We start from the raw sequence: 23,777 nt of genomic DNA on the forward strand, positions 1-23,777 counted from the left end.
TTTGTTAGATTAGTAATTAATAGTAATTAATTATCAAAAATAACGTTTTATCAGACGCAAAGAACATGACCAAACTAAATGCTTACGACTACATCATCGTTGGGGCAGGTAGTGCGAGCTGCATGTTAGCCAAACGTTTGACAGAAAATCTGAATAAAAGGGTATTGTTAATCGAGGCGGGTAAGAACGATAACTGCATTTGGATACATATTCCAGTTGGGTATTTAGTCTTGGCAAAGCCAAAACTACTCGTGGTGGCGATGCTGAAGTGGTTGACGATTCCATCAGCGTCATTAGTAAGGTGACCAATGAAAATACGGGTGCTGAGCTTTTAAAAGGCGACTCTATCTTGATGCGGTGTGGTGGCTTAAAGGCATTGAATAATGTTGATTTGAGCATTAAGCGTGGCACTATTCATGGCTTGAATGGTCCAAACGGTTCTGGTAAGAGCACGATGATGAACGTGTTGACTGGTATCTACACTCCAACCGCTGGTAACGTACTTTATGCAGGTAAAATGATTGCTATCCAAAATATTTTGGTTGGCTTGCATCACACCTTTAAGTCGAATATGTTTGAAATTGCGCTGAATCTTCCTCGTTATAAGAGAGGAGGAGCTGAGGCGCATGCTCGTGCAATTGCATTGCACAAGTTCGGTGGTTTAGATGACTTAGCATACGAAGAGGCGTGTAACTTGCCATATGGTAAGCAACGTTGACTCGAGATTGCCCGTGCTTTGGCATTAGATCCTCAGCTGCTATTGTTGGATGAGCCAGCAGCAGGCCTAACGGCTCCTGGCATTAAAGAGCTCTGGCGTATTATTCGTAAGATTCGCGACAACGGTATTACCTTCATCCTGATTGAGCATCATATGGATGTGGTGATGTCAGTTTGCGACACGGTTTCTGTCTTGGACTTCGGTCAGAAGATTGCAGAAGGTAAACCAGCTCCAGTTCAGGCAGACGAGAAGGTGATTCATGCCTACTTGGGTACTTAATCACTAGAACATATTGAATCGGTAAATACCATGTTAGCTATTAAGAATCTTGAAGCAGGCTATGGCAAAGTTAAAGTCCTGCATGGCACCAAGATTGATGTTCCTAAAGATCAGGTCATTACTTTGATTGGCTCAACTGGTGCTGGTAAAACGACCATCATGCGCGCTATCACAGGGATGTTGAAGCCAACGGGTGGCGAAGTTACTCTAGGCGGCGAAAAAATTGATGGTTATGACTCTCATAAAATCGCCCGCTTAGGTTTGGCTCATAGCCCTGAGGGTCGCCGTGTATTCGCAACCATGATGTCAGTGACGGACAAGGTATTGTTAGGCGCATTTCCACGCTTTACGGGTAGCCGTCCAAAAGGCGACATCAAGAACGATCTTGAGAAATTTCGCGAGATGTTCCCGCGTCTACAGGAGCGTCGTAATCAATTGGCTAAAACTTTGTCTGGTGGCGAGCAACAGATGTTGGCTATGGCTCGTGCCGTGATGTTAAATCCCGAAATTATTCTCTTGGATGAACCATCCAAGGGCCTCGTACCTATTTTGGTTGAAGAGGTATTTAAGATCATTTCTAATTTGAAGTCACAAGGTGTGACGATGTTGCTGGTGGAGCAGTTTGCTGCTGCCTTGAACGGGGCAAATTATGGCTATGTTCTTGAGAACGGCAAGCTTGCGACTCATAGACCTGCCGCGAAACTGAAAGATGATCTAGCTGTGAAGGCTGCCTACTTGGGTGGTGCTGTGGCCATTCAGTAGTTAAGCTTCCCATGCGTTATTAAAAAGGCCCTTAGAATCAAGGGCCTTTTTTGGAGACTCAAATTGAGAAAATTTCCCGTGCCTTAGCTGGATATGAGTTTGATAGCTTCGCGTATCAATAATGCACGATACCCCATGTAAATGGCGACCAAAGTAAATCCAAATAAGAATAATTTGGGTACAAGGGCACCTTCAATCACAAGCTCGCTATTGAGCAAGTCAATTGCTACTGCAAAGAAAAAGAGGGCGCCAAGAATGAGTATGATCCAGTTCTCATGGCTTTCGACTTGTTGGGTTTGGTTGCTATAGGCGAGCACTTGAAAGGCCCCATCTTTTGGATATTCTGCAATAATCATGTGGTCGCCATCAGCAATCTGCATTGGTGATGAGAACTTTGCTTCGATTGCCTGATCCCCGAGATTAAATTGTGAAATATAGATTCGTTTGTAATACACCGAGGAATGATCATGAGTGGGTTTTTCGGGATTCACATATTCGAGTAACTCATTGTTCAGATTGCTGACAGTGCCGGAAAGAGTGCTTATCGCGCTAGATAGGAATGAGTTTGGTGTATTCGAAGACATGAGGAAGGCTCCCAAAAGGGTAAAAGCAAGTATAAGGAGAATTGATACAGTCGATCTTTTTATAAAGAGTTCAGGTCTTGGATGACAAGACTAACGGCAACCCCAAATGTGAGAAGGGCAAAAATTTGTTGCATTCTTGGACCGCTTAATCTCTTGCCAACTGCCCGCCCAAGCAGCAGGCCAAATAATGCACCGAAAGAAAAAGGTGCTGCCATAGCTTAATCTAAATTACTTGAGATTGCAGAAAATAGAACTCCGCCACCAGAGATGATGGCCAATATTCCCAAAGATGTGGCGACTATAGATTGTGCCGTTAAATCTGTGTAACGCCTTAAGGCGGGAACAATTACAAAGCCACCGCCTTTACAGCAAGCAAGCCCGACAGAAAGCCCGCCCAAGAGCCGGCAATCAATAAAGAGCGAGCGCACGGTATATTCCAGCTCAACTTACCCACCTCTGGATTAAGAAGGCAAGGAGGTGGCTTGCGTTTACGTTTGGGCAGGTGAAGCTTCTCCCTTCTGGACTGAAGCAACATAGTACTCGAGATAAAAAATAGGGTGCAGCTAAATAACATCAGTAGCGGTGCAGTCGGGACTCGTTGCGCTACCCATAAACCTAGTGGGGAGAGTAGAAGCCCAAAAATCGCCGTAAAACCCACAGCTCTATAGCGCAGAATTTTATTTTTAAATCCAAGTAATGCCCCTATGCCCGCTGAGAGTGCAATAGCAAAAAGGGAAATAGGAGCTGCTTCAGCTACAGATAGATGTAAAAAGCAAATACCAATCAGGGTACTGACAGGATGCCACCTCCTGCCCCAGTGAGACCCATTAATAGCCCCACTATCATACCTAAGCACAGGCTAATGAATATTGAGTAGTCCATTGAAAATAATTTTATATTTATATTTATATTTATAAATATATATCAATTACCTCTGTAAGTAAGGCGATTTTGTCTAGACAGGTCATTGTGAAGGTAAATACCCCCGCTAATGTCAAAGCGTTTTCTGATCCAGAAAACTGGACATTTTCTTACGTCGTTTATGCCGGGACCGGAAGTCCATGCATAGTCATAGATTCGGTATTGAACTACGATCCTAAGTCTGGAAGAACTTCGACGCGTTCAGCAAACGAGGTAATTGACCTCATTCAGGGGGCGCAATTAAAACTCACTTGGATGTTAGAGACTCACGCCCATGCCGATCATTTAACCGCTGCACCTTACCTGCAAAGCAAAAGGGGCGGCAAGATTGTGATTGGAGATCACATTACTAATGTTCAGAACGTATTCAAGGAGGTATTTAATCTTAAAGACGATTTTGCAGTTGATGGATCGCAGTTTGATCATTGATTGAAAGATGGCGAATCCTTGTCATTTGGTAATCTCTCTTTACAAGCCTTATATGTCCCTGGCCACCCCCAGCTTGCATGGCTTACGAAATCGGTGACGCCCTATTTGTGGGGGATACCTTGTTTATGCCAGATGTTGGTACCGCGCGTTGTGATTTCCCTGGAGGTAATGCAAAGACTCTATATCAGTCGATCCAGAAGGTATTGGCATATCCTGATGAAACCAAGCTGTATATGTGTCACGACTACCCGCCATCAGATCGTCCGGTTGCTTATTGCACAACTGCAGGGGCCGAGAAGAAATCGAATATATACATGAGGGTATTACTGAAGGGCAGTTTGTGGAAATGCGCAATAAACGTGATGCCACCTTAGATATGCCTAATCTCATATTGCCATCGATTCAGCTAAATATCTGTGCCGGTCATTTGCCTGAGCCTGAGTCGAATGGCAAGTGATACTTGAAAATACCTCTAAACGCACTTTGAAATAACGCTTTCTAAATCGGAACTCAAAAAAATGCAGGCATCTGTAGATGATGCCCGCAAACTCATGCAGGTCTTATCCAATAGTGATCGAATGATGTTGTTATGTGAGATCGGGCAAGGTGAAAAATGTGTCAGCGAGCTAGAGGCAGTATTGAACATACATCAACCAACTCTATCTCAACAACTAACGGTGTTGCGTAAAGAGAAATTGGTCAAGACGCGCCGCGATGGCAAACAAATCTATTACTCTTTAGCCAGTGAAATCGCCATAGCCGTAATGAGCGTGTTGTACAAGTACTTTTGCAAGCGATAAAAATCATTTTTTTCTGGTGGATCTCTATTGCTGAGTGCGTTTGCTATTTCCCAATCTGATAAATACATGCACTAGAAAAGTAGCGAAGAAAAGTAAACCTACTACCCAATGAGTATCCATTGCAATATCCCGAATGTCTTCTGGCCCGTAAGACAGTAAGGCGGCAGAAATAATCAATATAGTCATATATCCAATCAAACTAAAGCCGCTCAACCACTGTCTTTGAGACTTATATCCCGCTTTGATATGAAAAGGAAGTACAGACCGAAACGCTAATGAAGCCAGTATCTTGGCAACTCCATGTGTTGCCAAGATACTGTGCGACCCAAGCGTGGAGCGCTGAATTTGAAAATGATGTCCCAGTAGATAGATGAGGCCAGTAATCGAGCAGGTCACTATTCCGCAGATCAGAAATAATCTGTGCCATCCTGGCATTTTCCCAAATCGGCTCATATGGTAATCCTCAGGGACTGGGCGCCAAAGTGACTAAAGTAAGGATGATGCTCATCATTTGATAAGACCAAAACTTTGGTGAGGGCGTCGGCATAGACGCATTTTGTAGCAATAATAGAAAAGGATCCTGAGACATCTTTATGAACCTTAGAGGGATGCTGTGCAAAAGGATTGATGATGTGACTATGCATGCGATCTCTTTTTGCAAAATAAAGACCAAAGACCGCTGGTTGCAATTGCACCATCTTTTAGAGCGCCAACTGCTATCACCTCTTCTGGTAATTCTGGGTGACGAACTTGAATAAGGAGAGAATGGTCTCCAAACACCCTGAGATCCCCACCAGCATTTACAGAGCCAGACAATGTACCCTCCGATAAAAGAACTCTGACTGCCATATTTACCGCAAAACCTTTGGCAATTCCTCCAAGATCTAAACACACAGGGCGCGTTAACTCGATCAGATCTGGGGTCAAAAAGTGGATATCTTCAATTCCCACCTAGTTGATGATTTAATAAGGTGATGTGGTCGGGTAATAAGCCTGCAGCTACCAATCGATGACTAATACCGCAATTAAAGAGACCATTGGACTTGCTGTACATTTCTTTCGCAATCTTAAGAACTGGAGCAGTCTATGGATGAATTTCCAATGCTTTTAAGCGTGCTTGATAATTGATTCGACTTAATTCACTTTGGGGATTGTGAAAGCCCATGAGGTTATGAATCTTCTGGATTGCAGAAAATGCATGTTCAATAGCAATTGATGCATTATCTTCATGGGCTGAGACTTCAACGAAAGTTCCCAGAAGTGGCCTGTATCGCATCATGAATTCGAGCTCTTTAGCACGAGATGAAATAAGACGGTGACTCTTTTTACGCCATCCGTAATGTGTTTGCAGGAAAGGGTTGCGCCGCCAATATTTTTAATATCCTGATTAAGCTTGATGGGATCACTCACGCTCTTACCAATAAACTGTTGACCCTATTGGGGGTTGGCAACTTCATAGCCATAGGACTCGACATATTCTAGGATTTCAATCCCTAAAATACGCCCATTTGGGCTAAGGGCTACCGTATAGGTGATCATTTCATGATTGCCAACACCCTCATCAATCACTAGCTAGCTACCATCAGCTGCTTTCCAAATACGCTCACCTTGAAAGGGATGTCGAATACTCGACACAGCACACATCTTTTCCTGTAAATCACCGGTGATGAGAATTGGGTTGTTTGTAAGTGATGTATTTGGAAAAAGAATTTTCTGCACTTGCTCAGCAGAAATATATATCTTGGCGTGAGCAATAATGGGGGCGATCATTATTGCTGAACAGAGCATCAGAAGTGGGTTAGGTTTCCAGATCATACAGGATGTTTTAAATGAAGACTTTCAATGGATGGAGTCAATTTATTAAAATGTCAGCAATTCATTAGCCTCATAGCAAAGCTCTCGAATGTCGTTGGCTAGACCTTGTTGCTCAGCTAATGCGTCAAACATCATTAATGCTCTTCCTCTAGCGTCGGGACATTGGGTAGATTGAAATTTCACCAAATAACTTAGGGCACCTACTAATAAGTTTTGAATTTCCATGTTTTCTCTTGTTAATTGAGTGGGAAACCTACTTTGACAATAAATTCATTTACTGAATGGCTATCCCAGACACGTGCGTTGGAGCATTCCGCCTCGCCGCCACCCATACAATTCCCGTCTGCTAATTGATAGCGCCATGCGCCAGTGACCCACCAATCTTTTGCTGCGTAGTGCATATTAGGCCCGATAAAGGTAGCTCTTTGCACTTGATTGCGTAAATTCAGCTCTAAGTAATCGTTATGAAAGCGAGCTTCTACACCAGCTGACCATTTGGGTGCAAAACGATAGGTTGCACCTACAAGGAAGTCCAAGCTGGATTCAGGTACGTTGCCATTCTGAATAAACTTTAAGCGTTCGTTAGCAACTACAACATTTCCAGCGAGAATGAAATGATCATCAATAAAGTTTGATTGCAGTAACAATCTTGCTGATAGTTCATCTTTCTTCCCCATGTCGGCTCGAGATACAGTCCAACGCCCACTGGTGAGGTCACTGGATTGGTAATTCGATAGATTGCTTCTAGAGAGCCACCTTCAATTCCACTTTTGCGATATGCGGTGGAGAGGGATCGTGCGAGGAAGGAACGCCATAACCACCCGTACAGCCTGGTGAGTCGCCACAGGCTTCTAGGTTAGTGTAATTTTGATTGGCGCTTGTGTAATCAGAATTAATGTCTCCAGCTATCTGGAGATCATTAGTTACCCCGTATTCCAGCTCAGTTCTAACAGCCTAGGCATCATAAGATCCCGAGGCTTGCTGTTGATTCAGTTGTAGTTGCTGCTCAAACTCCCACTTACCTTTGGGTTGTAAATCTAAAGTGTAGATCCAGCCAAACGCCCCCTCGCCAGCGTGTGCAAATGAAAAATGCAAGGCAGCGATTAAGAAGATGCTGAATGCTAAAAGTCGATTAATAGTCAAGTTCAAGGTCCTTTTAGGTTGCTATTTAAAGAATCTAAATGAGATTGGTTCTCAATATAACATTAGTTGAGAATAATTCTCAACTAAAAAATGACCACTTCATTGTTTTTGATGAAAATGCCCTTTGGAAAATATGCTGGGCGAGCATTGGCAGATTTACCGGGAAACTATCTGGCTTGGTTTGCTCGGAAAGGATTTCCTAAGGGTGAGCTTGGTCAGCTTCTAGAGTTAATGCGCACACTAGACCACAATGATTTGCGTGGATTTTTGGTGCCCATTCAACAGGCGCATGGCCTATAGGCTAAATCGAAGTTATCTTGAATAAGTAACCAGCATAATACGATTGCGTTTGTAAGTGACGGCTGTGGATTCTGGTGGACTGCTTTGTAAGAGGCTTATTGGTAGATTGGTTTGCGACTCAATTTGTAAAGCAATCTGTTTTGTCAAATTTTCATTACGGTCGTATTGAAGCTGAATGTTCTCCACCTTACCCATCTTAATATTATTAATTACGCTGTTGAGTTTACTAAACGAGAGTTCCTCAAAAAATACGGGATACCAGCCACCAATAAAAGCCTTTTGTTCCTTTGTTTTTGGGGGTTCTGAAGCGGTAGTAACTTGCTTATTCCCATCGTTACTGAGTGGCAAATGAAAATCAATCCCTGTTTTCTGAGTCAATTCTTGATAGGTAATAGGCGGCATCATTTTGGCTTCATTTGAATTTTCAATCCAATAAGCCCATGCGATGTTTTTATTGGGGTCGTAAACCAATTTATATAAGTGGCTTGGAATCGTTACTCGATTTTTTCCAATGCTCCCGCTATTTCCGGTTGAGCCAGTGAATATATAAATATCACCAGCCGCTCTTTTGACGTAGCCTCGAGTAGGCTCTTCAACATTTTTGGCCCAAATGCCCTGATTATTTTGCCTCGCCTGAGGCATCATATTTGCCATTGAGAATGATTGGGCCATTGCACGCTCATTGGTCATATCTCCAGCAGGCGCATTGTGACCGCGGTCATAGCCACTTCCTCGGTAATCAGATAGTAGAGCTCTTTCAGCATAAGGTAGCCGTGCTTCTTCATAAAACTGGTTGGTCCTGCGCGGACGGTTTGTAGAGAGCTGCTCTCTACTAAGTTTCTCGACGGTATAAATGGCCTTTTTATCATGGGGGGAGTAGTAAATAGCGAAACTATCAAAACAGAGGTCACGGCCAACTTGGGGTGTGCTCGGTATCTGTTGATTTGGAAATAGATCCCTGCAATCTTCAAAAGCAGCAAAAGCGCTTAATGAGAAGAGCAGTGCTAAGAGGGCAAGCAAGTGACGGGGAGACTTCATGGGTATTAAGTGTAGGACTTGTCGGACTCTCAGTCTGAGTGTTGGAGTTTTCCTCAAGTGCTCTAAGTAAGTCGGTTGGGGAGCTGGCATTTACTGAACTTCTTTACTTACAAACAATAGCTTATGACGATTTTGGGAGGGGTACTACCCCTAGAAAATTGGCAGATGAAAAGCACTAGATATATGATTTTTTAGAGGAAATACGGAGCTGATTTACTAAAAAGTCCGATTTCAGACAATTTTTTATAGAGTGAAATTAGTGACCCCTAACTTCTATAAGTGATTGATTCTATTAGGTTATATATGCTTTTGAAGTCTCATCTACGGGGTCTCCCCAATTTCTAGATCAATAAGTTATTGAATTTTACTTCTTTATTCTTGACTTGATATAAGAAACCTCTTAGGATGACCCATGTTTTTAGATATTGCAATGCAGCATAAAACGGCAGTTCAGTTTTTTGAGGTTTTGCAAACCATGAATGAGTAAATGTTTATCCAATAACTTGAGTGATATGCAGACTAAGCAGTCAACTCTGTTGACTGCTAAAGATCTGCTCGCGCACGCCATGGCTCCCGTCTATCGAGTTATCAATGGCTTACTCGTGGTGACTGTATTTATGGTGGTTGGCCTTTGGCTTTCAGGTAACGGCAAAAACGCTGGTGCCTTTGACTTGGCACGCATCCTTGTTCCCGATGAGGCACGCAGTATTGTTTGGAGCAATGTCTTCGGTATGCTCAATCAATATAAAGAACCCGAGTTATCGGGCGCTCAGGTAGCTGATACTGAGAGTGCGGCCGTCATCATCTACAGTAAATCTAAATTACCGACTACAAGCGGATTGACCAGCGCTAAGCAACAAACAGTAGCCTTATTAATGCCATCGGTAGCGCAGATGGAGGTGAAGTCGATTTCTCATTTATCCGATCGTATCCCGACCTCAAAGATGGACCCTCAAGCCTTAGATAGCAATTTGATGGGCTCGATTCAGAACCAGCGCTCGGTAGCGGATTTTTTTGAAAAGAAGTACAACCTCGACCGCGCCAAGATCGAAGAATATGTCTCCAACACGATTCTGATTGCAAAAGAGGTCAATATTGATCCAATACTGTTGTTAGCGGTGATATCAGTTGAGTCAAACTTTAACCCCAATACGAAGAGTCATGCTGGTGCCGAAGGGCTTATGCAGGTAATGACCTCTGTTCATAAAGATAAATACGCCATTTTTGGTGGAACCGCTACGGCTGTGAAACCTGAGGTGAATATTCGTGTAGGCGCATATATTTTGAAATACCTGATTGCAACAGCAGGCTCCTTGCGTAATGGTTTGAAGTACTACGTTGGTGCTGCAAATGCAGAACATGATGGGGGCTATGCTGATAAGGTCATGGCTGAGAGGAATCGGATCATTGCGCTGTGTCAAGATCGCTCTTCTAATCGATTGACTTTGAGCGGCAAAGACTTGCGTTCTTAATCAGTTGTAGACGCCTCGAGAAACTAAAAAAGCCACCCTTGGGTGGCTTGTGTTTTCATCACTCAATACTTATTGAGAATGGAGCACCTCCAAAATTACCGAATAGCTGAATTACTGAACGCCGTGTAATTCCACATCAAAAACAAGAGTAGCGTTTGGCGGGATTACACCATCAGCACTACGAGGTCCATAGCCCATATCAGAAGGAATGATGAGCGTACGTTTGCCGTCAATTTTCATACCCGCTACGCCCTCATCTCAACCTTTGATGACATGGCCTGCACTCCATGGGAAGCTCAAGAGTTGCCCGCGATCTCATGAGCTATCAAATTTTTGACCTTTGTGGTCAGCGGTATTTTCATCATAAAGCCAGCCGGTGTAATGCACATCTACATGATTGCCCGCCGCCGCTTCTTTGCCATTGCCAACAACGGTATCAATTTTTTTAAATTCACCCATAATGTTTTCCTATTTCACACAAATTGATTGGCTAGCATATTCTGAGCTCTGTAAATTCTGAAGGTGAGTTGGCTTTCGCAAAGACGTATGACAAATTATTGGGCAAATGCAGCATAGCGCACTCTGGCAATCAGTCCTGATCATCAACTACTGGTGACGGATGACTTGTTGCGAACCTATCTCAATAGGCCGGAGTTGCAGTTGGTGCCTGAGTCTTGCCCAAAGGAGCAAGTCTTACACCGGCGTTTAACTGAAAACCCTAGAGCCGAAGTGGTTGAAAGTGAAATTGCTCAGATGGCTGAGCAGGATATTCAGGAGAACTATCGTGTCTGGTTGCGTTATCGGTGGAGGCTATTGGCGGCGAACTCCTTAGAAAGCTTTTATATGAGCTTGTTTGAAGGCGAGAGAGTGGATGTGCCGCCTTTATTTATTGCCCTATTGGCACAAATTTTCGTGAAACATATTCTTGGTGATGATGCACATCCATTAGAAGCCAGAATGGGCGAGCTCTTTTTTAGAACTCAGAAGATCACAGTGATTGAGGATGGCATTCTGATGAAAGTGGATGAAGAGGTGATCGCCAAGAATGCGCAGGCTGGCGAGACTGGAAAAATCATGGATTTACTGAAAGGCAAATCCATGGCAATGCGATCTGCTGACCTAGATGTTTTCCATGAGGAGAATGCCGCTGAATACTGGTCTCGCAATGAAGATTTTGATCTAGTGGTGCAGCTCAATTTTGGCCATGAGCCAATCAATGCTTTTTGCCGTGTATTAGAGAAATGGATAAAGCATTTTTTTGGCATCAGTGTTCGCATTACACCAATGCAGCAAATTACCGATCCAAAGTGGTCATGGCATGTAGATTTGGATGCGGCAGCCATAATGGCGACCATAAAAGCTGGTGGTTGGAGTATCACTTTCAGGGTGGCGCCCATCAGCAAGGGAGTGCTTTGTCTTGAGTTCAGCTGGGAATTGAATAAACTGCATCACCAAGATTTCAATAAGATCAGCAATTGAAAGGGTGAGATAAGCACCTAAAAAGGCAGTGTCAAATAAATCTCTGGTCCAAGATGCGAGATTGGGTCCAATCACGGCGCCCAAGATGCCACCAGCAGGCACCCAAGAGACTGCCTTATCGCGCGTTGTTTGAGGTCTATGAGTTCTCAGCAGCGGGAAAACGATATAACTGGCCATTAGCACTGTAATAGCCGGCGCGATGAAGGTTCCCAAAACGAGAAGCCAAAAATTTTTGCTAATCGCTGCATAGGCGCATAAAAGTGCCGAAAGCATTGCCACCAAAAGGCCAAGCTGAGGCCTACCAAGCCATTGATGGCGAAAAAGGTGATGTTATTGGTCAAGCATAAACCTTGGCAGATCATCAGTAGCGCCAGATTTTTGTTGAGTAAGGGATATTTGCTGACCATGGCCTGCAGTTTACGGTGTATTGCTATCTGTAGTTGTCTTAGTGGATTCCCGTAAATTCGACTTTATCTGGGGTTTTCAGGTGCAAAACCACTATTTTTGCTATGCCTGATGATTTAAAATGGGATTTTCGCCTCATTGGCAAATAGTGCGCTAAAAGCGCTTTGCAAAATGTGGATTTGAGGGCGACAGGGTAAAAACCTGACTCTGTAATTTTTTGAAAATTGAGGAAACATTTATGGCTTCAGAGAAATCAAAGATTATTTATACGCTGACAGATGGGGCGCCACTTTTGGCAACTTGTGCATTTCTGCCAATTATTCGTACTTTTACGGCACCTGCTGGCGTAGAGATTGTAAAGAGTGACATTTCTGTTGCTGCTCGTATCTTGGCTGAGTTTTCTGATTGTCTTACTCCTGAGCAGCAAGTTCCGGACAACTTGGGTGCGCTCGGCAAAATGACTTTATTGCCTGATACCAACATTATTAAGTTGCCCAACATTAGTGCTTCTGTTCCACAGCTGCTTGCTGCAATCAAAGAATTACAGGCTAAAGGTTATAAAGTTCCAAACTTCCCAGAAGATCCAAAAACTGATGAAGAGAAGGCTATTCGCGCTCGTTATTCCAAGTGTCTAGGCAGCTCAGTCAACCCAGTTTTGCGTGAGGGTAACTCTGACCGCCGCGCACCTCCTGCTGTAAAGCGTTACGCTCGTAAAAATCCACACTCTATGGGCGAATGGAGTCAAGCCTCTCGTACTCACGTATCCCATATGCATGGTGGCGACTTTTACTCAAGCGAGAAGTCAATGACCATGACTAAAGCCTGTGATGTGAAGATGGACTTGGTAACCAAGAGTGGTAAGACTATTGTTCTTAAGCCAAAAGTCTCCTTGCTCGCAGGTGAAATTATTGACAGCATGTATATGAGCAAGAAGGCGCTTTGCGAGTTCTACGAAAAAGAAATCGAAGATGCTTATAAGACTGGCATGATGTTATCCTTGCACCTGAAGGCAACCATGATGAAGGTTTCTCACCCGATTGTATTTGGTTATGCCGTCAAAATTTTCTACAAAGATGCTTTTGAAAAGCACAAGACGTTATTTGACGAGTTGGGCGTAAATCCCAACAACGGTATGGGCAGTCTGTATGAAAAGATCAAGACTTTGCCAGAATCCAAACGTGCAGAACTCATTCAAGATTTGCATGCTTGTCATGAGCATCGTCCTGCTTTGGCAATGGTTGACTCTGCCAAAGGTATTACCAACCTCCACTCTCCAAGTGATGTGATCGTCGATGCTTCAATGCCTGCGATGATTCGGGTTGGCGGCAAGATGTGGGGTGCTGATGGTCGTTTACATGATACAAAAGCTGTAATTCCAGAGAGTACTTTTGCCCGCATTTATCAAGAGATGCTTAATTTCTGTAAGACACACGGTAACTTTGATCCAAGAACTATGGGTACCGTACCCAATGTTGGCTTGATGGCTCAACAGGCTGAAGAGTACGGCTCACATGACAAGACATTTGAGATACCTGAAGCAGGTGTCGCCCGCATTGTTGCTGATGACGGCACAGTGTTGCTTGAGCAAAATGTAGAAGAGGGCGATATCTGGCGGATGTGCCAAGTGAAAGATGCGTCGATTCGTGACTGGGTGAAGTTGGCTGTAAATCGTGCACGTCTCTCTAATACTCCAGCGGTATTCTGGCTCGACAAGTATCGTCCTCATGAAGCTGAATTGATCAAAAAGGTCAAAACCTATCTGAAGGATTATGACCTTGAAGGTGTTGATATTCAGATCATGTCTCAAACCCGTGCAATGCGTTACACCTTAGAGCGTGTGATTTGTGGAAAGGATACGATTTCTGTGACAGGTAATATCTTGCGTGATTACCTCACCGACTTATTCCCAATCATGGAATTGGGGACTAGCGCGAAGATGCTATCGATCGTGCCTTTGATGGCTGGCGGCGGCTTGTTCGAGACTGGTGCCGGGGGATCTGCTCCGAAGCATGTTCAACAGTTGGTCGAAGAAAATCACTTACGCTGGGATTCTCTAGGCGAGTTTTTAGCCTTGGCAGTTTCTCTTGAGGCTGTCGGTGATAAGACGGGTAATCAGAAAGTGAAGATTCTGGCGCGTACCTTGGATGAGGCGACTGGTAAGTTGTTGGATAATAACAAGTCACCTTCACCTCGGACCGGTGAACTAGACAACCGTGGTAGCCAGTTCTATTTGGCTATGTACTGGGCCGAGGCTTTAGCTGCTCAAACCGAAGACAAAGAGTTGCAAACGTACTTTGCGCCTTTAGCAAAAACTTTGATCGAGAATGAGCAAACAATTGCGAGTGAGCTGAAGGCAGTGCAGGGCAAGCCAGTAGATATTGGTGGTTATTATGTAGCTGATCCAGAAAAGTGCAAAGCAGTGATGCGTCCTAGCGCTACCTTCAATGCGGCTCTGAAAGCAGCAAGAGCTTAGTAGGTGGAAGCGCTAAGTGCCTAAGCATTAAATTAGGCATAGTATTCAAAGGCAAACTTTCGAGTTTGCCTTTTTATTTATTGATCTCCAAGAAATGTCAAAACCAAAAGATCTAATAGAGCTAAGCGATCTGAGTGAAGTAGTCTCGGATATGTCTTGTCTTGGTCTGATGCGTTTCTTAGAGTCTCCGCGTGCGTTCAATCAACAAAACGGCATTACTGGCATTCTTCTGTATGACAATCAGCAGTTTGGTCAAATTATTGAGGGTGAGCATTTCAGTGTGATGAAGACTTGGAAGCGCATCCAAGAAGATACGCGGCACCATCGGATTGAGCTCTTAGAGATTCGAGAGATCCCTGAGCGGAGCTTCGCTGATTGGTTATTACGCTTTTATGGTGGTGAGACGCTGACACGTGACTATCCAGCACCAGCTGAAATTGTGGGTGGTATGGATAAGCATAGCTTGGCTTTGATGAGCAAGATGCGTGAAAGTCAGCTATGAATGAGATTCAGCAAGAAGATTAAGCAAGAAATCCTCATCAGTAGCAAAATGGGCCTATTATCTTATTTGGGGGCGCAATATGCATTTTATAGACAAGACCATTCTGTGGCGAGCGATATCACTCCAAAAGCCGTGTTTGATAACCGTAGAAAGATTCTCCAAACTGCTGCAGCTGGTGGTTTTGGAATGGCTTTAGCACCTTGGTTTTCACGACAGGCGCTCGCAGCTACTCCTGAGAAATTAGCTGCTTACTTAAACCTGGTATTTGCAGATAAGGATAGCCTGACTCCTTACAAGTACGTTACAACCTACAACAACTTTTATGAGTTTGGCACCGATAAATCAGATCCAGCAGCTTACGCAGATAGCTTACAAACACGCACGTGGGTAATTTCGATCGCAGGTTTGGTGAGGAAGCCGATAACGATGGATATATCGATGCGCTTCTCAAGCTAGCACCCTTGGAAAAGCGCATTTATCGGATGCGCTGCGTAGAGGGTTGGTCGATGGTGATCCCCTGGGATGGTTACTCACTCTCCAAGTTGATCAATAAAGTTGAGCCATTAGGATCGGCAAAGTGTGTCGAATTTATCTCTTTGGCTGATCGTAAACAAATGCCTGGAGTCAAAAGCAATATTATCGATTAGCCCTATCGCGAAGGCCTGCGGATGGATGAAGCAATGAACCCATTAAACTTATTGTCCTTTGGACTTTATGGTGAAGTTTTGCCAAAACAAAATGGGGCGCCAGTACGTAGCGTAGTCCCATGGAAGTATGGCTTTAAGAGTGCAAAGTCGATTGTTAAAATCCGCTTTACAGAAGAAATGCCAAAGACAAGTTGGAGTCAATTCGATACTCGTGAATATGGGTTTTATTCCAATATCAATCCACAGGTAGAGTATCCTCGCTGGAGTCAGGTAACTGAGCGCCGTATTGGCGATCCCAAAGGTATCTTTGCACCAAAGATCACAACACAAATGTTTAATGGCTATGGCGAGCAAGTCGCTAGCATGTATACGGGCATGGATCTGAAGAAGTGCTATTAGTGATGAATAAAATGTATGCAGCACTTTTGAGTGCTTATCTGTTGGTACTGAGTTTTTCCGCTAATGGTCAAACTAACGATGCACCAGTCAAAACCATTTCCTCCTTAGATGTGCAGCGCTATATGGGTACGTGGTATGAGATTGCTAAATATCCAAATTGGTTTCAAAGGAAATGTATTGGTAATACCAAAGCCGTTTATTCGTCACGAGCTGATGGAACTTTGAAGGTACTTAATAGCTGTAAATCAGCCGACGGTAATCTTCTGGAGGCTGAGGGCACTGCTCGGCAGATTGGGGCTAAGGATTCTCTAAAGCTAGAGGTGCGTTTTGCACCTGCTTGGCTATCCTTTTTACCGTTGGTATGGGGAGATTATTGGGTTATTGATTTGGATTCTCAGGATCAAGAGGCAGAGTTATTAGTGACCCCCGCCGAGAGTGCCTCTGGATTCTTTCTAGAGCTCCTCAATTGGATCAGAAGGTTGACGAAGAGGTTCTGCAGCGTATTCAAAATCAACAATTTGATGTACGTAAACTAGAACTCACCTCCCAAATAAGCGCTTAGTCAATAAAAATCACTACAACATGACAGCGCAACTCTTACTGCCTGGGCTCGAAGTATTTGAGAGGGGTTGGCTCTCTGCAAATAATATTTTTCATTTCAGTGAGAACGATGTCTCGCTGGTAGATTCTGGTTATTTTGCTCACCAGGATTGCACACTCAACTTAGTCCGCAATGCTTTAAAAAAACATGGCTTGTCAAAGGTAAACAAGCTTGTAAATACTCACCTGCACTCAGATCATTGTGGTGGAAACGCAGCTTTAGCCAAAGAGTTTCATTGCAAGGTTTATATTCCACCTGCTGAAGAGGTCGCGGTTAAAAATTGGGACAGCAATCTTTTAAGTTATGACAATTTAGGACAAGAGTGCCCGCAGTTTGTTCACGACGAGTGATTGCTTCCAGGTGAGGCGATATCGCTCGGCAGATACTCTTGGCAGATATTGGCTGCACCAGGGCATGATCCGCATTCCATCATGCTATATCAGCCAGACCATCGCATACTGATTTCAGCAGATGCTTTATGGGAGGAGGGTTTTGGGGTTATCTTTCCTGAGCTTTGGGGTGAGGCTGGATTTGAAGAGGTGGCACAAACCTTGGATCTGATTGAGAGTCTGAAGGTCGACCTCGTTATTCCTGGGCATGGAACGATATTTACAGAGGTTGCTAAATCCTTAGCTATTGTGCGCGTTCAAGATTAGATTACTTAGCCTCTGATGCAGATCGCAACGCGCGTCATGGCGCCAAAGTATTACTCAAGTATCGTTTAGTAGAGTGGCGTACTCGAGATATAACGTTTGTCCATCATTGGATTGCTAATACGCCAGCATTAATTAGTGCAGCCAAAATGCTTAATGTGAATATGGATGAATTTACTCAGTGGTTACCAAAAGCCTTGGTGAAATCGGGAGCAGCAAAACTAGAAGGTGAAATGCTGATTGACCAGGCTTAATAGCACTTGATTGCTCGCATTAAAAAGTCAGCGCAATTTTTCCGTCCATTATCCAGTTATAGACCTGATAAATTTGAATTACTTGTTTAGCTCCACCAATCGCAACGAGTACATTTTTATTGAGACGTTGTGTCAGCATGTGGCATCAATCGGTACAAACCAACCTCCACCAGCTGCGTTATGCATCCCAAAAGCGAATCTGAGTGCTGGGACCTAAGTTCTTCAAGCCTACTGTTGAATATAATAGCTCAAGACGGCCTGCTAGTGGTGGCGGACTTGAATCCGCAGGCGCCTTTGTATTAAATTCGATCATATAGCGAGCCAAAGGAGATAGATCGGCTAGAACAGTATACCCCCGATCTGTTGGCACATATGAGGTGCTGATCTGTGGACCTGCTAGCCATTGTCCTGTATTATTAAAAGGAGCAACTATTCGAGCTCCAAGTTTGCCCAACCAACCTGCTTTACCACCCCAAATGGTGACCATGCCGTATTGGGAGAATAGGTACCAGTAGCTTGGGGCGGGTAATTAAGGGTCATAGCTTGCTGTATAGGCTGTATCTAGCCTTATGGTGCTGTGCCAATCACCAATATTTAAAGGGGTTGTAGTACCGCAACTTGAGCGTGTCGACATAGTTCTGAGAGCCATCGTATTCATGATAAGCTCAGAATTCCAGCGTACGATCTGGGGATTTTTCTTGCGACGCATTGATCAGTCGAAGCGCAGACATAGAAGAGTTCTGATCCTGAGCACTTACAAGGCTAGAAATTATGCAAAGTAAGGGCAGGGAAAATGTGCCCCTAAAAGTCATATAAGCAATAACATTAAATTACAAAATACTATTTGCCGAAGATGTCAGGAGGACGCATGGAACATACCGTATTGGTTACTGGTGCTACCGCAGGATGTGGTAAAGCCACTGCCAGATGTTTTTTTAGATAATAGCCATCAAGTGATTGCAGTTGGCAGAATGGCGGAGCGTTTATATGCTCTCAAGAATTCTTGACCAGCAGGACAGCAGAAAAAACTCCTCAATATTGTCCTTGATGTTTGCGACAGTACGCAGGTCGATGTATTAGAAAGCGCCTTACCAGCTGAAGTTTCCCAGGTAATGGTATTGGGCAACAATGCTGGCCTTGCTCTGGGTCTGGAGTCAGCCCATCTAGCAAAGATTTCTGATTGGGATCAAATGATTGATACTGATTATGAATGTAGGTTCGGTAGCAGGACTGCATCCTTATCGTCGTAGTAATGTTTATGGCGCAACGAAAGCCTTTGTTAAACAATTGAGCTTAAATTTACGTGCTGACTTGATTGGCACACCATTACGGGTTACCTGTATTGAGGCTGGATTAAGCTCTGGTACTGAATACTCTAATGTTTGCTTGAAGGGTGATGATGCTAAAGCCAAAAAGGTCTATGAAGGTGTTCATGCCTTAAGCGCCGACGATATTGCTGAAGCAATTTACTGGTCTGCTACTCTAGCCGCTCATGTGAATATCAATGTATTAGAAATCATGCCAGTTCAACAATCATTTGCAGGCACCTCATTGTATCGTGAAGAGCTTTAAGGCTTAGCTTTATTCCATTGGAATAAGCTTGGAGGATAAACACGCATTACAACTGGTCCATCAAAGTCCCAAGACTTACAGCTACCTAAGTAGGTTGGTGGCTTTTCACCGGTAGGGTCAAAAAAGCTCCTGGTATCGATTGATAGGCGGCTGTAGCAAGAGTCGTGAGTAGTTCGCGTAGATGCATACAGCCTTTGATTCCGCCTAGGTGGGCATCAATGGTTTTTTGCGCGCCAGCCCTTTCCAATCCGGGCGGCTCTAATGAGAGCATCCATCGGTGGAATGGCCGTTGAGCATTCAGCATGAGGTTGACCATCCATGACCACCTCCATGGTTTGCATAATAAACTTGGTTTAACGTAACGCGCACCCACATATCGTGAAAAGCTTCACCTGGCTCCCAAATCTTTGCGGTTGTTTGAAATGGGTTAGTTTTGAAATCCCTCAGGTGACCCTCAATGTCCCATAAGCCATCTTCTCTAGCGTTACCTTGAAAGCTGACGTCTCGAGTGTGTAATAAAGAACGCGGTTGTGGTTTGGTGAGTATAGGTAATCAAGGTATCAATGACTGTTTCAGCGATAATGAATTGCAAAAAATAGTGGAAACAAATATATGCAGCTCTGTAGTATCCTTTTTACATATGGCAAAACCGATTTCCCTAGAAAAAATTCTTTTTAGCCAAGGCTTTGGTACACGTCGCTACTGTAGTGATTTGGTATATGCCGATCTAGTCAAGGTAAATGGTGTATTGGCCGAAGATTCAGATGAAAAAATTGCTACAGACAATCTTGTCCTCAATGTAGAGGGTCAAGATTGGGAGTATCACGAGAAGGCATACCTTGCTTTTAATAAGCCCCCTCATTATGAGTGCTCACATAAAACGACGCATCACTCTAGTGTTTATAGCTTGCTTCCTAGCCTCTTTATAGAGAGAGGCGTGCAGTGTGTGGGTCGTTTGGACTATGACACTACCGGTCTTCTTCTGATTTCGGATGATGGTCAGTTCATTCATAAGATGACTACCCCTAAGAAAAATATTGGTAAGGTTTATGAGATCACAACTCCTGAACCCATGACTCAGAAGCAAATTGAGTGCTTGCTCAATGGTGTTGTACTAGAAGATGATCCCAAGCCTTGTTATGCAACGGCATGTCTGCAGCTATCAGAACATGTTTTAGCAATGACCATTGTTGAGGGACGTTGTCACAAAGTAAAGCGCATGATGGCAGCCGTTGGTAATCATGTTGCTGGACTTCATCGAACAGAAATTGGCGCCTATCGAATGCCAGCAGATCTAGCTGAGGGTGAATGGCGTTGGTTATATCCTGATGAATTAAAGCAACTCTCACAAAGTGTTGTTAGTTAAAGGAATGAATTTTGATTACAGATAGTCATCATTTGCAGCAAGAAATCCTTGCATGAACCCTCGGCTCCTCAGGAAAATCGATTGCACGCCTATTTATCTTTACTGATTTCAAGTAGGCATTTGAATTTATGACCCTATGCGCGCAACATGCAGAAGAGCTAGATCATCACCCAGATTGGTCTAATTCATGGAACAAGGTATCCGTTGGGCTGACTACCCACTCTGTAGGTACATTAACTAAGTTGGATATTCAGTTAGCCAAAGCCATGGATGTTATTGCCAATTAAGCAACCAAGAGCGTTTAGCGTTCATCGCCTTCATATTCTTCCTCATAAGGATAGAAGCCAATAGACCATAACCGACTTCGGTAGATATCATGCCATCTTCATCAAGCTTCATCAATTAAGTCAGTGAGACGGTCTTCTGTAGGCTCATTGAGTAGCTCCATTGCGCATTCGCAACCGTAATCAAAAGCGTCATCGTTCTGAGTTTGGTTTTCTTCAGTCATATATATATCCTTTGTCGAAGTTTCAGGATAGTAAATTACAGCCTTTATCGATAGAGATAAAGGATATAGATTTAGTGGAATCAAACCCACGCTGGATTGAGCTTGGTTTACAGTAATGTCTATGAAGTTCTTAAAGCCAATTATTTTTTTTACTTTGCCTAGTACCGTTGGCCCGTATCGTTTGGCTTGGCTTGGCTTGGCTGGGCCTGGACGACGGCTTGGGTGCAAACCCCATTGAATTCATTACCTGTTCTACAGGCACTTGGGCGCGCGAGTCTTTCTCTGTATCACGCTAGGAATGACCCCATTACATCTTTTCACTGGCTCAAGCTTCTGGATTAAGTTGCGTCGGATGCTCGGTTTATTTTGTTTCTTTTATGCATGCATTCACTTTTCCATATGGTTTTGGCTAGATCAGAATTTAGATCTTCAAGCGATGCGGAATGATGTAGTTAAGCGTCCGTTTATAATGATGGGCTTTTTGCCTTTAGTACTTTTAGTGCCGTTAGCAATCACTTCAAATCAATGGGCAGTTCGTTTTTTGGGTCGGCGCTGGGATCACTACATACACTCGTGTATTTAATAGCCTGCACTGCTATCGCTCATTATTGCTGGCATCAATCCGGAAAAAATGATTTGGATACTGTTTATATCTACGCTGTAGTTATCTTGTATTGCTGACTCTCCGAGTGCCCGTAATAAAGCATTTGCTTCAGAGAAGCAGGCCTTGAGCTCTTTAGAGCTAGGTGGTGTAGCGAACAATCAAGCGAAGTATCTCGACAAAATCATTCTGAATTTCCATGTGACCTCCGTATTGGAGGCTGATACTCCCACAAATCGGTAATACGCCAATGCGCTCAAGAGAAAGCGCCGAGTGTTGACTACATTATTTTGATAGATGTTGCCAATTGTGGTCGCTCGACTAGCAACGTAAAAATGAGAGGTACCTAGTGTGTAGGTGTCGTTAATTTTATAGATTGGGCCAAATTGTAAAGAGGTAGTTATGCAGGGCTACCCTACAATGGGCCCTATCAATAAACTCCTCTCAAAGCTAGCTCTATGCCTGATGATGATCTGGTTTCTCTGTTTTGGCACAGACCCCAGTAACTTCGGGAATGGAGTCTTATTCCCCATATACTCCTGCTGCGCAACTCCGGGAATTGAATAATCAACCTCTTGCACCTGTAGAGGGTCGGTCCCCTTGTGGACCTATTGCGCCGACCGCACAGGAATTTAATTTATCGAAAAAGCCGCCCGCCGGATGCATTATACTATCGGCAGCCAGAAGGCGAGGAAGAGGCTGAGGCCTTAGAGAAGCAATCAGCAAATCCCTATCAAGCCTCTAGACCAGTCATTACCTTTTAAGTTAGAACTAGCTCTGGAATTGAATCTAGTTGTAAGCGAGCCAGTGCTTCATCTGGAATGGCATTGAGCCAAGCATCAAATAATTCAGGACGTAAGGGCACCACGGTGCGTTTTTCATCTTCAGGCTTGTGTATACGTTTCATCACGGGATGGTTACCTGCATCAATTGTGAGCATCGAAAAAGAAACGATGAGTTCTCCAGTGTTTGGTTCGGTCCAGGTATCCCAGATGGAAGCAAGAGCCATTGGCTCATGATTAACTTGTTTGATTGCAGTACGCACTGCTTTACCAGTCTCATAACAAGGTTCATAAAAAGCCTCAGCCAAGGCTAAGGCGTAATGTCGCTTTGTCCAGGCATGCTTATATGATGGCTTTTTAGCAACGGTTTCCACACGGGCGTTATAGGTCTTTCTTCCAAAGGTTGCTTCTCTTGCCCAGGGGGTAGTAAACCAAAGCGCGCTAATCCAATAGCAACTCGGTCAGTGTTGTGACTTTTAAGAATGATTAGTCCGGGATACGTCGGAAAGATATCTTGAGCCGAGGTCATGGATAGATCTAGGTCAAAGTGGGTTTTTACCCATTCGGTATTGGCGGTTGTGAGGTATTGAACACACATGTGCTTATTTTACTGCTGCCAATAAGTTTCTCGTCGGTAGTATTGAGGCTAAATCTTAGAAAGATATCCGTATGAAAATATTTGCTTTTATATTTCGTTGTGTGGCGTTACGCTTGATAGTCATTGGTATGTTGACCGGCGCTACAGTAAACGGTACGTATGCTCAGAAAAGTGGTGTACCAATTAATGCCGCAGCATCTGTCAATGGCACCATTATTTCAAATAATATGGTCGAGCAGGGAATCAGGGTTGCCATCTCTCAAGGGTAAAAAGAATCCCCGGAACTGCGTAAGATAGTTATTCAAACGTACATTGAAGTTCTACTGCTTTCTCAGCAAGCTGAAAAAGATGGTTTAGCGAATTCTGAAAGAGCTAATACGCAATTAGCCATGATTCGCCAAAATTATTTAGCTGACCTAGAGATGTCTACCTATCTCGCACAAAATCCAATTACCGATGCAGATGTTCAAGCTGACTACAATCGTGAGATTACCTCTTTAAGTCCTCAGGGCATACTTTCGGAATACAAGGTGAGTGATATTGCTGTAGCGAGTGAGGTAGATGCGCAAGCAGCTCTTGCGCGAATTAAAAAAGGGGAGCCTTGTGACAAGGTGGCCAAGAGTGTTTTTTTAGCTCCTAATAAAGTGCAGGGTGGTGCAGTGGGTTGGATTTAATC

27 protein-coding genes and 8 pseudogenes are annotated in these 23,777 nt (G+C 43.8%); 19 read left to right on the forward strand and 16 right to left on the reverse strand.

Annotation, left to right across the window (positions count from 1 at the left end):
• Positions 1 to 65: 65 nt before the first annotated feature.
• The 3 genes and pseudogenes from DXE31_RS05610 to DXE31_RS05620 all read left to right on the forward strand — a co-directional run.
• Positions 66 to 227: pseudogene (locus DXE31_RS05610) on the forward strand (lycopene cyclase family protein); the annotation flags it as partial.
• A gap of 92 nt (positions 228 to 319) precedes the next feature.
• Positions 320 to 997 (forward strand): annotated as a pseudogene (locus tag DXE31_RS05615) (ABC transporter ATP-binding protein); the annotation flags it as partial.
• A 30-nt stretch (positions 998 to 1,027) separates the two neighbouring features.
• Positions 1,028 to 1,759: an ABC transporter ATP-binding protein gene (locus tag DXE31_RS05620; protein ID WP_114698127.1), complete on the forward strand. Its 732-nt coding sequence runs from the start codon at positions 1,028 to 1,030 to the stop codon at positions 1,757 to 1,759.
• 83 nt (positions 1,760 to 1,842) lie between these two features.
• On the opposite strand, the gene DXE31_RS05625 is transcribed toward DXE31_RS05620, so the two are convergent.
• From DXE31_RS05625 to DXE31_RS11260, 3 genes are all read right to left on the reverse strand, one after another.
• Positions 1,843 to 2,343, reverse strand: coding sequence for a hypothetical protein (locus tag DXE31_RS05625; protein ID WP_114698128.1), 501 nt, complete (start codon positions 2,341 to 2,343; stop codon positions 1,843 to 1,845).
• Between the two features lie 218 nt (positions 2,344 to 2,561).
• On the reverse strand, positions 2,562 to 2,771 hold the full coding sequence (locus DXE31_RS11255) for a hypothetical protein (RefSeq protein ID WP_231969565.1): 210 nt from the start codon (positions 2,769 to 2,771) through the stop codon (positions 2,562 to 2,564).
• Entirely contained in the window at positions 2,690 to 3,199 is a 510-nt protein-coding gene (locus tag DXE31_RS11260; RefSeq protein WP_231969399.1) for a sulfite exporter TauE/SafE family protein, read from the reverse strand. The genes DXE31_RS11255 and DXE31_RS11260 overlap by 82 nt, the downstream gene beginning before the upstream one ends.
• 113 nt (positions 3,200 to 3,312) lie before the next feature.
• Between DXE31_RS11260 and DXE31_RS05635 the strand changes: the two are divergent.
• Together DXE31_RS05635 and DXE31_RS05640 are read left to right on the forward strand one after the other, a co-directional pair.
• A pseudogene (locus DXE31_RS05635) lies at positions 3,313 to 4,150 on the forward strand (MBL fold metallo-hydrolase).
• Between the two features lie 61 nt (positions 4,151 to 4,211).
• Positions 4,212 to 4,493: an ArsR/SmtB family transcription factor gene (locus DXE31_RS05640; protein ID WP_114698129.1), complete on the forward strand. Its 282-nt coding sequence runs from the start codon at positions 4,212 to 4,214 to the stop codon at positions 4,491 to 4,493.
• A 24-nt stretch (positions 4,494 to 4,517) separates the two neighbouring features.
• Here the strand turns inward: DXE31_RS05640 and DXE31_RS05645 are convergent, their stop codons facing one another.
• The 7 genes from DXE31_RS05645 to DXE31_RS11275 all read right to left on the reverse strand — a co-directional run bounded on the left by DXE31_RS05645 (position 4,518) and on the right by DXE31_RS11275 (position 7,451).
• On the reverse strand, positions 4,518 to 4,946 hold the full coding sequence (locus DXE31_RS05645; protein ID WP_114698130.1) for a hypothetical protein: 429 nt from the start codon (positions 4,944 to 4,946) through the stop codon (positions 4,518 to 4,520).
• Between the two features lie 183 nt (positions 4,947 to 5,129).
• A complete protein-coding gene (locus tag DXE31_RS05655) occupies positions 5,130 to 5,444 on the reverse strand; it encodes an FAD:protein FMN transferase (RefSeq protein WP_114698132.1) in 315 nt (104 codons plus the stop codon).
• 133 nt (positions 5,445 to 5,577) lie between these two features.
• Complete coding sequence (locus DXE31_RS05660; RefSeq protein ID WP_114698133.1) at positions 5,578 to 5,772, reverse strand: hypothetical protein; 195 nt, start codon at positions 5,770 to 5,772, stop codon at positions 5,578 to 5,580.
• A 293-nt stretch (positions 5,773 to 6,065) separates the two neighbouring features.
• The gene (locus DXE31_RS11265) at positions 6,066 to 6,308 is read right to left on the reverse strand and encodes a hypothetical protein (protein WP_231969401.1); all 243 of its coding nucleotides are present in this window, start codon (positions 6,306 to 6,308) and stop codon (positions 6,066 to 6,068) included.
• 45 nt (positions 6,309 to 6,353) lie between these two features.
• The gene (locus tag DXE31_RS05670; protein WP_114698134.1) at positions 6,354 to 6,533 is read right to left on the reverse strand and encodes a hypothetical protein; all 180 of its coding nucleotides are present in this window, start codon (positions 6,531 to 6,533) and stop codon (positions 6,354 to 6,356) included.
• An 11-nt stretch (positions 6,534 to 6,544) separates the two neighbouring features.
• Positions 6,545 to 6,985 carry a DUF6662 family protein gene (locus DXE31_RS11270; RefSeq protein ID WP_231969402.1) on the reverse strand — a complete coding sequence of 147 codons (441 nt, stop codon included), beginning with the start codon at positions 6,983 to 6,985 and terminating at the stop codon, positions 6,545 to 6,547.
• A gap of 277 nt (positions 6,986 to 7,262) precedes the next feature.
• Entirely contained in the window at positions 7,263 to 7,451 is a 189-nt protein-coding gene (locus DXE31_RS11275; RefSeq protein WP_231969404.1) for a hypothetical protein, read from the reverse strand.
• A gap of 90 nt (positions 7,452 to 7,541) precedes the next feature.
• Here DXE31_RS11275 and DXE31_RS05680 point away from each other — a divergent pair, with 90 nt between their 5' ends.
• Positions 7,542 to 7,751 (forward strand): DUF3820 family protein, encoded by a 210-nt coding sequence (locus DXE31_RS05680; protein ID WP_114698135.1) that lies wholly within the window; start codon positions 7,542 to 7,544, stop codon positions 7,749 to 7,751.
• Between the two features lie 12 nt (positions 7,752 to 7,763).
• On the opposite strand, the gene DXE31_RS05685 is transcribed toward DXE31_RS05680, so the two are convergent.
• Positions 7,764 to 8,789 carry a DNA/RNA non-specific endonuclease gene (locus DXE31_RS05685; RefSeq protein WP_114698136.1) on the reverse strand — a complete coding sequence of 342 codons (1,026 nt, stop codon included), beginning with the start codon at positions 8,787 to 8,789 and terminating at the stop codon, positions 7,764 to 7,766.
• Positions 8,790 to 9,268: 479 nt separating this feature from the next.
• On the opposite strand from DXE31_RS05685, the gene DXE31_RS05690 reads away from it, so the two are divergent.
• Positions 9,269 to 10,261, forward strand: coding sequence for a transglycosylase SLT domain-containing protein (locus DXE31_RS05690; protein ID WP_114698137.1), 993 nt, complete (start codon positions 9,269 to 9,271; stop codon positions 10,259 to 10,261).
• A 111-nt stretch (positions 10,262 to 10,372) separates the two neighbouring features.
• On the opposite strand, the pseudogene DXE31_RS05695 reads toward DXE31_RS05690, so the two are convergent.
• Positions 10,373 to 10,720, reverse strand: a pseudogene (locus DXE31_RS05695) (FKBP-type peptidyl-prolyl cis-trans isomerase).
• Between the two features lie 153 nt (positions 10,721 to 10,873).
• On the opposite strand from DXE31_RS05695, the gene DXE31_RS05700 reads away from it, so the two are divergent.
• From DXE31_RS05700 to DXE31_RS05725, 6 genes and pseudogenes are all read left to right on the forward strand, one after another.
• A complete protein-coding gene (locus DXE31_RS05700) occupies positions 10,874 to 11,740 on the forward strand; it encodes a DUF6352 family protein (protein WP_114698138.1) in 867 nt (288 codons plus the stop codon).
• Between the two features lie 643 nt (positions 11,741 to 12,383).
• A complete protein-coding gene (locus DXE31_RS05705; RefSeq protein ID WP_114698667.1) occupies positions 12,384 to 14,618 on the forward strand; it encodes an NADP-dependent isocitrate dehydrogenase in 2,235 nt (744 codons plus the stop codon).
• A 94-nt stretch (positions 14,619 to 14,712) separates the two neighbouring features.
• Complete coding sequence (locus tag DXE31_RS05710; protein ID WP_114698139.1) at positions 14,713 to 15,120, forward strand: BLUF domain-containing protein; 408 nt, start codon at positions 14,713 to 14,715, stop codon at positions 15,118 to 15,120.
• A gap of 48 nt (positions 15,121 to 15,168) precedes the next feature.
• Positions 15,169 to 16,166, forward strand: a pseudogene (gene msrP, locus DXE31_RS05715) (protein-methionine-sulfoxide reductase catalytic subunit MsrP).
• A 122-nt stretch (positions 16,167 to 16,288) separates the two neighbouring features.
• A pseudogene (locus DXE31_RS05720) lies at positions 16,289 to 16,728 on the forward strand (lipocalin family protein).
• 20 nt (positions 16,729 to 16,748) lie between these two features.
• A pseudogene (locus DXE31_RS05725) lies at positions 16,749 to 17,423 on the forward strand (MBL fold metallo-hydrolase).
• Positions 17,424 to 17,852: 429 nt separating this feature from the next.
• Here the strand turns inward: DXE31_RS05725 and DXE31_RS05730 are convergent.
• Positions 17,853 to 18,161 (reverse strand): hypothetical protein, encoded by a 309-nt coding sequence (locus tag DXE31_RS05730; protein ID WP_114698140.1) that lies wholly within the window; start codon positions 18,159 to 18,161, stop codon positions 17,853 to 17,855.
• Between the two features lie 381 nt (positions 18,162 to 18,542).
• Between DXE31_RS05730 and DXE31_RS05735 the strand changes: the two are divergent.
• Positions 18,543 to 19,246: pseudogene (locus DXE31_RS05735) on the forward strand (SDR family NAD(P)-dependent oxidoreductase).
• Between the two features lie 85 nt (positions 19,247 to 19,331).
• Here the strand turns inward: DXE31_RS05735 and DXE31_RS12860 are convergent.
• Together DXE31_RS12860 and DXE31_RS12065 are read right to left on the reverse strand one after the other, a co-directional pair.
• Positions 19,332 to 19,562 (reverse strand): DUF2889 domain-containing protein, encoded by a 231-nt coding sequence (locus DXE31_RS12860; protein ID WP_415077808.1) that lies wholly within the window; start codon positions 19,560 to 19,562, stop codon positions 19,332 to 19,334.
• Positions 19,544 to 19,792, reverse strand: coding sequence for a DUF2889 domain-containing protein (locus DXE31_RS12065; protein WP_331852034.1), 249 nt, complete (start codon positions 19,790 to 19,792; stop codon positions 19,544 to 19,546). The genes DXE31_RS12860 and DXE31_RS12065 overlap by 19 nt, the downstream gene beginning before the upstream one ends.
• A gap of 94 nt (positions 19,793 to 19,886) precedes the next feature.
• Between DXE31_RS12065 and DXE31_RS05745 the strand changes: the two genes are divergently transcribed.
• From DXE31_RS05745 to DXE31_RS12865, 3 genes are all read left to right on the forward strand, one after another.
• The gene (locus DXE31_RS05745) at positions 19,887 to 20,612 is read left to right on the forward strand and encodes a pseudouridine synthase (RefSeq protein ID WP_114698141.1); all 726 of its coding nucleotides are present in this window, start codon (positions 19,887 to 19,889) and stop codon (positions 20,610 to 20,612) included.
• 128 nt (positions 20,613 to 20,740) lie between these two features.
• Positions 20,741 to 20,899, forward strand: a complete 159-nt coding sequence (locus DXE31_RS05750; RefSeq protein ID WP_114698142.1) for a 4a-hydroxytetrahydrobiopterin dehydratase — start codon at positions 20,741 to 20,743, stop codon at positions 20,897 to 20,899.
• Between the two features lie 519 nt (positions 20,900 to 21,418).
• On the forward strand, positions 21,419 to 21,703 hold the full coding sequence (locus tag DXE31_RS12865; protein ID WP_197712158.1) for a ferric reductase-like transmembrane domain-containing protein: 285 nt from the start codon (positions 21,419 to 21,421) through the stop codon (positions 21,701 to 21,703).
• Between the two features lie 778 nt (positions 21,704 to 22,481).
• Here DXE31_RS12865 and DXE31_RS05770 read toward each other — a convergent pair.
• Entirely contained in the window at positions 22,482 to 22,877 is a 396-nt protein-coding gene (locus tag DXE31_RS05770) for an SOS response-associated peptidase family protein (RefSeq protein ID WP_231969406.1), read from the reverse strand.
• Between the two features lie 295 nt (positions 22,878 to 23,172).
• On the opposite strand from DXE31_RS05770, the gene DXE31_RS11280 reads away from it, so the two are divergent.
• Positions 23,173 to 23,370: a hypothetical protein gene (locus DXE31_RS11280; RefSeq protein ID WP_231969408.1), complete on the forward strand. Its 198-nt coding sequence runs from the start codon at positions 23,173 to 23,175 to the stop codon at positions 23,368 to 23,370.
• A gap of 120 nt (positions 23,371 to 23,490) precedes the next feature.
• Positions 23,491 to 23,775, forward strand: a complete 285-nt coding sequence (locus tag DXE31_RS11285; RefSeq protein WP_231969409.1) for a hypothetical protein — start codon at positions 23,491 to 23,493, stop codon at positions 23,773 to 23,775.
• Positions 23,776 to 23,777 lie beyond the last annotated feature (2 nt).

The organism is Polynucleobacter necessarius (assembly GCF_900095185.1).
Lineage (GTDB): Bacteria > Pseudomonadota > Gammaproteobacteria > Burkholderiales > Burkholderiaceae > Polynucleobacter.